At 65.4% G+C, this 11,152-nt stretch carries 9 protein-coding genes and 1 pseudogene; all 10 read left to right on the forward strand.

The features are described 5' to 3' along the window. A partial coding sequence (locus ET21_RS0122985; RefSeq protein WP_237751655.1) for a Fic family protein occupies window positions 1–1,107 on the forward strand: 1,107 nt, incomplete at its 5' end. A 158-nt stretch (window positions 1,108–1,265) separates the two neighbouring features. After that, window positions 1,266–1,667 (forward strand): hypothetical protein, encoded by a 402-nt coding sequence (locus ET21_RS0122990; protein WP_030541536.1) that lies wholly within the window; start codon window positions 1,266–1,268, stop codon window positions 1,665–1,667. 380 nt (window positions 1,668–2,047) lie between these two features. Then, a complete protein-coding gene (locus ET21_RS0122995; protein ID WP_081856849.1) occupies window positions 2,048–2,770 on the forward strand; it encodes an ArdC family protein in 723 nt (240 codons plus the stop codon). 157 nt (window positions 2,771–2,927) lie between these two features. Then, entirely contained in the window at window positions 2,928–4,277 is a 1,350-nt protein-coding gene (locus ET21_RS0123000) for a site-specific integrase (protein ID WP_030541538.1), read from the forward strand. Beyond that, the gene (locus tag ET21_RS0123005) at window positions 4,274–5,809 is read left to right on the forward strand and encodes a hypothetical protein (protein ID WP_037471784.1); all 1,536 of its coding nucleotides are present in this window, start codon (window positions 4,274–4,276) and stop codon (window positions 5,807–5,809) included. Before ET21_RS0123000 ends, ET21_RS0123005 begins: the two co-directional genes overlap by 4 nt. Before the next feature lie 57 nt (window positions 5,810–5,866). Next, a protein-coding gene (locus tag ET21_RS0123015) for an IS3 family transposase (RefSeq protein ID WP_156029339.1) occupies window positions 5,867–7,050 on the forward strand; the annotation gives its coding sequence in 2 pieces (ribosomal slippage) (window positions 5,867–6,161 and window positions 6,161–7,050; 1,185 coding nt in all). Window positions 7,051–7,079: 29 nt separating this feature from the next. Further along, a pseudogene (locus ET21_RS28665) lies at window positions 7,080–7,340 on the forward strand (hypothetical protein); the annotation flags it as partial. Beyond that, window positions 7,337–9,490: an integrase gene (locus tag ET21_RS0123025; protein WP_030541542.1), complete on the forward strand. Its 2,154-nt coding sequence runs from the start codon at window positions 7,337–7,339 to the stop codon at window positions 9,488–9,490. The pseudogene ET21_RS28665 and the gene ET21_RS0123025, both read left to right, overlap by 4 nt. Before the next feature lie 169 nt (window positions 9,491–9,659). Continuing rightward, window positions 9,660–10,526 (forward strand): ArdC family protein, encoded by an 867-nt coding sequence (locus tag ET21_RS0123030; protein WP_030541543.1) that lies wholly within the window; start codon window positions 9,660–9,662, stop codon window positions 10,524–10,526. A gap of 311 nt (window positions 10,527–10,837) precedes the next feature. Continuing rightward, window positions 10,838–11,032 (forward strand): hypothetical protein, encoded by a 195-nt coding sequence (locus tag ET21_RS0123040; protein ID WP_237751656.1) that lies wholly within the window; start codon window positions 10,838–10,840, stop codon window positions 11,030–11,032. The last annotated feature ends 120 nt before the right edge of the window (window positions 11,033–11,152 follow it).

Below are 11,152 nucleotides of genomic sequence, written 5' to 3' on the forward strand. Positions count from 1 at the left end.
CGTAACAGCGACGTTCTTCGGAACAAGCTGGGAATCCGCGACGATAATATTCTCAAGGAGCGAGAAGCTTTCTTCTCGGTTGTCCGGCATGGCGAGCTGATTGTGCAGCGCGCCATGCCGGCGACGAATGCGCGCGAGTATCGCGAACTGCACAATCATCTGTTTCAGGATGTATATGATTGGGCGGGGCGCTTTCGGACTGTGGACATAAGCAAACCCGGCAGCACTTTTGCGCGAGCGCACTTCATTGCCCGCAGCATGGAGCACGAATTTAAGCAGCTGCCCGACCTCCAAACCCTCAAGTCGATGGATCGTGATCGCTTTGCCGATACCATGGGACGGCATATCTCCGAATTAAATGCCGTTCATCCGTTCCGTGAGGGCAATGGTCGTACCATGCGGCTGCACTTGCAGCTACATTCCCTTGCGGCCGAAAAATTCGTCTCGATCCAGGCAATGGGGCCGAAGGACTGGATGGAGGCGAGCCGCGATAGCTTCCATACCGGAAATCACGCCTCCCTCGCCAAAGTTATCCGTGATGCCATGCCCCTCGAACAGAGCCGCGTCGAGCCAGCGCGCGGGCCAGCGGGCATCGCGTTTCCGCCCTCGATGGAATCTCTCATGCCAGCTGGCGAACGGCGCGCTATGAGCATCGAGCAAGCCAAGGATCAGATCAGCCGTTACTTACCTACTGCGCAAACCGTTGCGTCGCGGCAGTATGAGCAGCTTAACCGGATCGCGGAAACGTCCGCTGACATGCGCCAGCTAGCCGCCCGTTCTGCGCAGGAACTCGCCTTTTTCCGTGATCCCAAAGGGCCGATGCACCACCTTCAACTGATCGAACAGCGCCGCTATCATCAAATCGAAGTCAGTTGGTCCGAGGGCATGGACCCGCTGCAACGAGTCCGCGCCATCAGCGCGGGCACTGCTGATTTCCTTTCGAAAATGACCGACCGCGACATTCAGGCCGCCGATCGCGTGCTACGTCTGCAAGTCATGCCTCCCGGCGTCAGTCAGGTTGATCTACGCCTGCATGTCGCCGCAACATTGCGCGAAGGCAAATCACCGACACAGGCGGCCGAGAAATCAAAGGACCGCGAGCGCTGAAAATGAGCGGCCAGGGCCGCGCGCCTAGTAGTCTGTCAGCTGCCACATAGGATCGAGCGGCCCAGGGCCGCGCCCCGTCAGTGGTGGCAGTTGCCACCGGGGGGAACACCAAGGGCACCCGCCCTTTCGTTCCCGAAGCATAATCGACGACGGGCCTATTGGGGCAGGTTCGCGGCAACTCCTATTCGTGGCAACAAGCCGCCGAAATCACCGCCGAGAAGAACCGCTTCCATGTTGACGAGGCGATCATGGGCCATTCCACGATTGCCGACATTGACGAAATCGCGGGGGCCGATCTTGCCCGCTTGGCCGAGACACCCACGCTGGACGACATGCGCCAGATGGACAGCGAAGCGAAATTGCGGCTGCTGGCCTACTGCGTGGCCTCGCAGATCACGAGCCTTTCGTTCCATAGCGACCGCGACCGCCAGCTGGCGCAGATCGTCGGGGCCGCGCAGATCGACATGGCCGACAAGTGGGAACCCAATCAGGTATTCTATGACCAGCTTAGCAAGGCCACGCTCTTGAAGCTGCTTGATAGCGAAAGCCAAGCGGCATGACGGCATGGGGAGCGCGCTTCACTCCCGCGCTCCCCGCAAACTTGCGGGGCGGTGGCAGCTGCCACCGCACCCATTTTACAGAACGCAGCCGGTAAAATCGGCCGCGTATAATGAGCGGCCAGGGCCGCGCGTTGCCGGTGGTGGCAGCTGCCACCGGGGGAACACCAAGGGCACCCGCCCTTTCGTTCCCGAAGCATAATCGACAGGACCGGGTTGCACGCCAAGTTCGGCCAGTTCCGGCGCGCGCGAGCGCCGGAGCCTCCCTAGCCGTGCCGCCCGCACCACTCCCATCGATTTTGCTTCCCCCTCCCCATCCCGCGCTTCGCCAGCGGGTCAGAGCCGCAGGCCGCAGGCAGCGGCTTCGCCTAAAGGAGTGAAAAATGGCTAAGGAAACGAACCGGATCGACATTTATCAGGCCGTCACCGACGACATTCTTGCGATGCTGGAAGCGGGCACCAAGCCGTGGGTGAAGCCGTGGAGCGGTGGGCCGACCATTCCGCTCCGGCACAATGGGGTCGCCTATCGTGGGATCAACGTCCTCAGCCTTTGGGCCAGCGCTATGCGTCAGGGCTTCGCCTCGCCCTATTGGCTGACCTTCAAACAGGCGTTGGAGCTGGGCGGCAATGTCAGGAAGGGCAGCAAGGGAACCACCATTGTCTATGCCAACAAGCTTGTCGTGAAAGACTCCGAGACGGACAACGAGCGCGCCATTCCGTTCTTGAAACGATACACGGTTTTCAATGCCGATCAGGTCGAAGGACTGGACGGCAAATATCCCGCGCCCGCCCCGATCATCACCAATCCCGAAACCCGCGACGTTGAGCTTGAAGTGATGTTCTCTCGCATCGACGCAACCGTTCGCATCGGCGGATCGCAAGCCTATTACCACACCCGCGACGACTATATCCAAATGCCCGCTTTTGAAGCGTTCCATTCCGCCGACGACTACTATGCCACGCTTGCGCATGAGGCCGTGCATCATGCAGGGCATGAAAGCCGCCTCAACCGAAAAACCCTGATTTCAACGAGCCGCGCCGACTATGCGAGGGACGAACTCGTGGCCTTATCTGGACAGTCTGCGCCGCCCGCAACATTGCAGTAAGGTCGGCGATGGACGCCCACGGTAGGCAGTAATCAGGCTGGCCGTAGCGCTGACCCAAGAGCTGGCGGAGGCCAGCCTGATTGCTGCCGGGCCATCAGGCGCACCGGTGTGAAGGTCAGCTTCCGGGTGGGGGGTCCGGGGGGAGGGTTTCGCGCCGGTGTCGATCATTACTGTTTGCGAGCGCCGCGAGGCCAAGGGCCTCGATGCGCATGTGCCGCTGATCCTGCGGGACGATGCGCTCTATGATCCCGATCTGGATCGCTTCTTTCTCGACCTGCCGCTGTCGGGTGTTCGATCGCGGCACTCGCTTCGCGCCTATGCCTATGATGTCGTAGTCTGGCTTCGCTTTCTCGATGCCTGCGGCAAGACCGTGTGGGCCGCGACCCGCGACGATGTAGACGCCTATCACCGTGAGCGACGCCGCGATGAGGCCGATCACCGGATCACAGCGGCAAGCTGGAACCGCGCCGTCGCCAGCCTCGATCGCCTCTACCGCTGGGGCGAGCAGCAAGGGTGGATCGCCGATGCGCCGTTCAGCCGCCGCGCCGTGTGGCAACCGGCGCAGGGCGGCGGTCGCGGCATGATCGCGGCGCGCAACGACGCCTATGAACGTGTTGCCAGGCGATCGGATGTTCGGTTCGTCACGATGGACGACTATCGCATTTTTCGCGAGGTCGGCCTGCGCGGGCTCACCCCTGACGGCACTGAGCGCCCCGGCGCTCGCGATCGCAACGGGCTGCGCAACGCGCTGTTCGCCGATCTTCTCGTCACCACCGGCCTGCGCCTCGAAGAGGCGTCGGGCCTGCTCGCTGCCGAGCTCGCGGCGATCGACCGCGAGGACGGCGAGGCCCGACAGCTTTGGCTGCCTCTTCCGCCGCCGCTCACCAAGGGCGACCGAGGACGGAGCGTTCTGATCCCGCGTCGGCTGCTTCGTCAGATCGCCGCCTATGTCGCCGTCGAGCGCGCGGCGGGCGTGGCCAAGTTCGCCGTGCGCGACGGCGCGACCAAGCTCGAACGACCTATCCCTGTTACCCGTGCTGGTCTCGACCGCATGCGCGATGTCTGCACCCCGGAGGAACGATGCCGCCTGATCCTGTGCGACGAGGATGGAACGCCCCACGAGCCGGCGGCGCTATGGCTGACCGAGGTCGGGCAGCCGGTTCGCCCCAACTCGTGGGAGGTGATCTTCACCCGTGCCTGCAACCGGTGCGCAGAGAACGGTTTGCCGCTGTCGATCAGCCCACACCAGCTTCGCCACACATTCGCAGTTCATATGCTCGCCTTGTTGATCCAGCAGCGACTGCGCGAAGCGGCATTGCCGGCGGGGCCGGCGGAGAGCTATCGGCTGATCCTCGGCGACCCGCTGCAACAGGTGCAACGCCTGCTCGGCCACGCGAGCCTCACCACCACCTATATCTACCTCGATCATATCGCGACGCGCGCCGATACGGTGGACGCGGCCGTCGAGGAGCTGCTCGCGCTGCTGCCGGGACCGCAGGGCGCATGAGCGGGCATCCCCGCAAGGGCCGGCCTGTCGCTTTCGCGCCGATCACGCCGGAGTCCGTGCAGCCCGATCCTGTGCTCGGCCTCAAGTTCACGATCGAGGCACGGCATGGCGGAACGGTCCTGATCGATATGACTGGGCTCGTTCCTCGCCCACTCGCCATCGCCTTCGCGGGCGCGCTACGTCGGTCAGCGGCGCTCGGCGGCCCCATCGGTGCGGCCAGCGTCATCAAGCAGTATGTAAATGCCTACCGCCTGTTCTTCGCCTGGCTTGGCGATGACGCGCTGAACGTGGCTGGCGTCAGCGACCTGCGCGCAGTCCATATCGATGGGTTCGCCTCCGCGCTCGAACAGCGCGGGATGGGCGCGATCCACCGGCACATAACGGTCGGCAAGATCATCAACACATTGCGCGCGATCGAGGCAGACCGGCCCGATCGGATCGCGTCCGACCTGCATGAGCGGCTGCGCTACACGCTGGCCACATCGGCGGGCCGCTCGACCCCGCGCGATGCTTATAGCCCCTTCGTCGCCCGCGCGTTGCGCGACGCCGCGAGGACCGATGTCGAAGCGATGTTCCGCCGTCTCGGCGCCGACGACCGGACCGATGAGGGCGACCCGGTCATCGCCAGCGCGCGCGCCGATGTCGAAGCGATCATCGCGCGGCAGGGCTTTATCGTCGCAGACCAGCCCGCGCTGAAGAGCCTCTATTTCATGCGCATGCGGCGCGCATTGCCGATCAGCACGCTCATCGACGACCTGCATGGCCGCCATCACCTGCTTGCGCGCGATCTGCCGGCGCTGCTCGTGTTGCTCACGCTCGATACCGGCCTCGAGCCCGAGTGCCTGAAGACGCTGACCGTGGATTGTCTCACCAACCCCCATGCCGGCACGGTGGAGCTGCGCTATCTCAAGCGCCGCGCTCGCGGCGCCGAGCATAAGAGCATGCGCGTCCGCGACGGCGGTGGTGGCACGCCTGGCGGTCTTATTCGTCGCCTGATCGAGGTCACGGCGACTGCCCGCACGCATCTAAACGACGATCGTATTTGGGTTTATCACAACGCTGGCGGCCTGCGGGCAGGTATCCGCCACCCGACGGAACGGATCGATGCCTGGGTGGCGCAGAACGATATTGTCGATGACGACGGCAAGCCGCTCCACCTGCTGCTCTCCCGGCTCCGCAAGACCCACAAGGCGCTATGGTACACCAAGACCGAGGGGCATATGGCCCGCTTCGCGGTCGGCCACTCGCGCGAGGTAGCGGCGCGCCACTATGCTGATCTGCCGTCGCTCCGGCCCCTGCACGAGACGGCCGTCGCCGACGCCTTCCGCGCAGCGGTCGCCGCCGCGATGCCGACCGTGCTTCCGCCCACCGCCGAGCAGGCGTTGCGCAAAGCGCCCGATCAGGCCGAGCCGCTGATGCCGCTGGCTACCGTGGGTCCGTTGCTCGACGGCGAACAGGATGTCTGGCTCGCCGCCTGCGCGGGCTTCCATAACAGTCCCTTCGCCGAGGCCGGTTCGCCCTGTGCGCAGTGATCTTCCCTCGATTTGACGGACACCGATGATAGGCTCCGCGGAGCCAGGAGGTGTATGATGACGAGTACGACAAAGCGTCGGTTCACGGATGAGTTTAAGCGCGAGGCAGTAGCGCTGTGGGAGACCAGCGGTCGCATGCAGACCGAAGTGGCAGCTGAGCTCGGGATTATGCCAACAATGCTGCGCCGTTGGCAGCGCAAGTTGCAGGATAGCAACGACATGCTCGTAAGCCCGGCGGCGAAGCCGCCAGTATCGGCGATCGGGTCGCCAGCGGATCAAGCGTCCGAGATCGCGCGTTTGCGACGCGAGTTGGATCGGGCGCGGATGGAGCGCGACATCTTAAAAAAAGCGGTCGGTATCTTTGCGGAGATGCCGCGATGAAGTTCGCCTTTATCGAGCAGCATGCGTCCACCTGGCCGGTGAACGTCATGTGCCGCATGCTCGGCGTGTCGCGGAGCGGCTATTACGACTGGTGCGTCCGTGCGCCGAGCGCGCGGACCACGGCGAACTTGGCATTGCTGCACGACGTGCGCCGGCTCCAGGCGCGGCATCAAGGACGATACGGATCGCCCAGAATGCATGCCGCCCTGCGGGCGGAAGGTCATCGATGCAGCCGTGGCCGCGTCGAGCGCCTGATGCGTCGGCACCGTATTCGGGCACTGGCGGGGCGCCGGTTTCGGCCGTGCACCACCGACAGCCGTCACTATTTGCCGATCGCGCCGAATCTGCTGGCTCAGAACTTCGTGGCAACCGCGCCGAACCGGATCTGGCTCGCCGACATTACCTATATCGCGACCGGTGAAGGGTGGTTGTATCTGGCCGCGGTGCTCGACCTTGCAACCCGCAAGATCGTTGGATGGGCAATGCGCGATCACATGCGGACCGAGTTGCCTCTGGCGGCCATGATGATGGCTGCCCAGCGGCAGAGACCCGACCGCGGTCTCATCTGTCACTCGGATCGCGGATCGCAATACGCAGCGGGCGCCTATGTCGACCACTTGGCCGCGATCGGTGCGACGCCCTCGATGAGCCGCACGGGCAATTGTTACGATAATGCCCCAATGGAAAGCTTCTTCCACACCCTCAAGGTCGAACTTGTCCATCAGTGCCGATGGGCGACGCAGGCAGAAGCGCGGCAGGCCCTGTTCGGATACATCGAAGGCTATTACAACCGGCACCGCATGCACTCGGCCCTCGGGTATCTAACCCCCGAGCAAGCCGAGCAGAGCATGACCGGATAACCCAGTGTGTCCGCCGAAACGGGGGAAGATCACAGCCCTTCTGGGGCTGCCTTGATTGCCCTAACGCCGTCATCACCGCGCGCAAGCTCCCCGCGATCCTGGCTTTCCTCGTCTTCGTCGAAGAGCAGCGGCTGAGCCTGCCCGCGACCGACTGGGCGGCCAAGTTCGGCCGCGTCCATGCCCGCATCACCGCCCAGGTCGTGCCGGCCTTCTCCGATGCCGTCATCGCCGATGCGCGCCGGCAGATGGAGAGCGAGCGGCTTTATCTGCCGCCGGAGGCACGCGCATGACCATACCCGCCCATGCCCAAGAGCCTGCCTTCGACGATCGCCCCGTGCTGGCGAGCGCGCCGCTCAAGGAGGGCCACGCCCGCGAGGAGCTGTCTCGCGTCGGCGACCCGAGCTGGGATCTCGGTCTCGCCGTATTCCGCGAGAACGCCCGGCGCTGCCACGTCACCGTGCATTTCGACGTGCTCGAACATGCCGATGTGATGCGCGCCTATCTCTACGCCCGTCTCAACGTCGATCTTCCCGGCTACCGCCCGAAGCTGCCGCCGGCGAGCATTCGCCAGGCATTCAACCGTGCCCGCCGGTTCTTCGCTTTCGCCCGTGAGCGGCTCGGACGGCTCGACGTTTCCCGTATCGATCAGGCGTTGGTCGATGCCTATGCCCGGCACCTTCGTGCCGATCCAGCCCGGCGACCCGTCATCGTCGGCCACCTCCTCGAAGTGATCTCCGATCTCTATCACTATCGTGACCACCTCGCTGGCGGAGGCCTTGCATTCGAGCCCTGGGCCGGACAGGCGCCCGCCCGCGTCGCGGGCTACCGGCATGTCCGGGAGAACCGCACGCCGCGGTTCCCGGAAGAGGTCATCGCCGCGCTGCTCGCATGGTCGTTGCGCTACGTCACCGTCTTCGCTGACGACATTCTCGCAGCCCGTCGCGAGCTTGATCGGCTCGAAGCGCGCCGGGATCGTCTCGTCGCCGCCGACTCCGGCCTCCCGGACGCTGATCGCCGGCAACGTCGCCGCACCCGCCTGAAGGCCTATTTCGGTCGCCGACGCCGCGAGGGGCGCGGCGCACCGATCTGGGGCACCGCTCATAACGGCAAGCTGCGCGTCGACCCCAACACCGGCGCCGTGACCCCACCGATCAACGCCCATCTCCTGCATCTCCATGCCGGGATCGACGTGCAGGCCGAGCCAGGCGCGCATCTCCTGCTGACCGGCGGTGAAGCGAGGTTGATCGACGCAGTGGCGGCCGAACTGGGGGTAGAGGTCGGCGGCATGGACACGCCGATCTCGATCGATCCCGAGAGCGGTCGGCCATGGCGCGAGCACTTCGACGCGAAGACTCTCGCACACGAGGAACGGATGCTCCAGGCCGCCGCCTATATCGTGTGCGCCTACCTGACCGGCATGCGCGACTGCGAGGTGCAGGCGATGCGGCGCGGGTGTCTCTCTATCGCGCGCAGTGAGGACGGCCTGATCGAGCGGCATCGCATCCGATCGACCATCTACAAGCGCCGGGCGGCCGTGGGCGAGGCGGCGAGCTGGGTGACGATAGAGCCGGTCGCCGATGCGATCACGGTGCTCGAACGCCTGTCGGCAGGACCGGCGCGCGCCAGCGGCAGCGATACGCTCTGGCCGGTGCTGCGCGCGAGCGCCGTCTCCAAGACGCATCTGTCGAGCGAGGTGGTCCGTCAGCTCAACACCTTCCGCGATCACCTCAACACCGCCTTCGGCAGCCCCGATATGCCGGTCATCCCGCCCGGTCCCGATGGCAAGCCGTGGCGCATCACGACGCGGCAGTTCCGGCGCACGATCGCGTGGCACATCGCCAACCGTCCGTTCGGCACCATCGCCGGCATGATCCAGTACAAGCACGCCTCGGTCGCCGCGTTCGAAGGCTATGCCGGGACCAGCGCATCGGGGTTTCGCGCTGAGGTCGAGGCGCAGTGCCGGCTCGGTCAGACTGATGACCTGCTGGACTATTTCGACCGGCGTCAGGGCGGCGCATCGCTTGGCGGGCCGGCGGGACCGCGTATCGGGCGGACGCTCGACGATGCCGCCGTTCAGCTCGGGCCATTGCCCGCCATGATCGCCGATCGCGCCCGCCTGCGCGTCATGCTCGCCAGCGTCGCGCGCACCTTCCATGTCGGCCCGCTCGCGGATTGCTTCTTCGATCCCGCGACCGCGCTCTGCCTCAAGCGCGTGACGACCCCCGATCCCGCGCAGCCACTCACCGCCCTGTGCGAGCCGACCCGCTGTCCCAACGCCTGCATCACCGCCCGCCACAGGCCGGCCTGGGAACGCGCGGCGGCCGATGCCAGGGCGCATCTACGCGAACGGCGCATCTCCGATCTCCAGCGTCAAGCTCTCCAGCGCGAGCTCGATCGCCTGACCGCGGTGATTGCCGGGATCGATCCTCCCGCGCCGTAGACCACCCCGGCTGTTGGCGGAGTCCTGCGCCGGTCGGCGCGCCCGCGCAACGGCTTCGCCGTCCTTCGCTTCGCTGCGGCCCTGACGGGTGCGCGAGCCCCCCTGTGCCCGGCGCGAACGGGCCTCCGCCGCCGGGGATGGTCCCCGCCGCGAGAACGGAGAACAGATCATGTCAGCCTCACCACGTGTCGACGTCTACGCGCGCATCACGCAAGCGATCGTCAACGCCATCGAAGCCGGCACCGGCACCTGGCGCATGCCGTGGCATCATTCCGGCGCCGACGTCACCCGCCCGACCAACGTCGCCAGCGGCAAGCCCTATCGCGGCATAAATACGGTCTCGCTCTGGGCGGCCGCCTATGGCAGCGGCTATGCGAGCGGGGTCTGGGGCACCTATCGCCAGTGGCAGGCGCTCGGCGCGCAGGTCCGCAAGGGCGAGCACGCCAGCCTCGGCGTCCTCTGGAAGGAGTTTCGCGCGAAGGGTGACGAAGCCAGCGACGATGATGGCGACCACCGACGGCTTTTCGCCAAGGCGTTCAGCCTGTTCAACGCCGATCAGATCGATGGCTATGCGCCCGAACCGGGGCCGGTCCTGCCCGAGAGCGAACGCCTCGCCGCCGCCGAAGCCTTCATCGCCGCGCTCGGCATCGATACCGTCTACGGCTCGGCCAGCGCCTATTATCACATCGCCGAAGACCGCATCCACATGCCGGATTTCAGCGCCTTCCACGACGCCCACGGCTTCTACGCCACCCATATTCACGAGGCAGCTCATGCCAGTGGCGCAGCCCATCGGCTCGACCGGGGTTTCAGCACCAAGTGGACCAAGCACGCGCTCGCCATGGAGGAAGCGACCGCCGAGCTGACCGCATCGTTCCTGCTCGCCGATCTCGGGATCGCGCACGAACCGCGACCCGATCACGCGGCCTACATCGCCTCCTGGCTGCAACTGCTCAAGGACGAGCCCCGGGCGATCTTCACCGCGGCGAGCAAGGCGCAGGCGGCGGCCGACTGGATGCACACCCGGCAGCCATGATCCAGCAGCGACCAACGCTGAGCGGCCGATCCCTCGCGGGCTCGGCCGCTTCGTCGCGCATGGCGATGCGCGGGCTTCGCCCGCTCACCAGCGGACGCCGCTGGCGCGGCGGCGCTGATTTTTCGGGCTCCCTCGATGCGGGTCTGGTCGGCGCTCCCTGCTAGGCCCGCCACGGCGCGCCGCAAGCCCGGCTTCGCCGAGCTGCTCCATTTCATTTCGCCCCTCCGGGTGCGGCCCGCCGCTTGCGCGGGCCTCTCCGGTCGTTCTCGCCGCCCACCCCCGCCTCGGGGGAGCCATGGGGTTTTTGGGCAGTGCTCGAGGCACCGATGGTTTTCACCTTCCAACCGCCATTTTTCGCTGGACTGTCAGGATATTGCGCGGAGCTGGGCGCATCCTTCATCGGCGCGATTGTCGGTTTCAAGGTCGAGGACATTTTTGAGGCAGCCCGCGAGGCGCAGAACGCCGCCGACTACCTGTTGGCGATGATGACCGACCAAGCGGATTGAATGCCCCGCCCCGCAAAATGCACGAGACGCCGCGCTTGCGCGGCGTCTCATTTCAGGAAAGTGAAATATGGGGGGCTACTCAATGTGGTTTATATACAAATCCCGACATGTTAACTATGG

Source organism: Sphingobium sp. DC-2, from assembly GCF_000722555.1.
Lineage (GTDB): Bacteria > Pseudomonadota > Alphaproteobacteria > Sphingomonadales > Sphingomonadaceae > Sphingobium > Sphingobium quisquiliarum.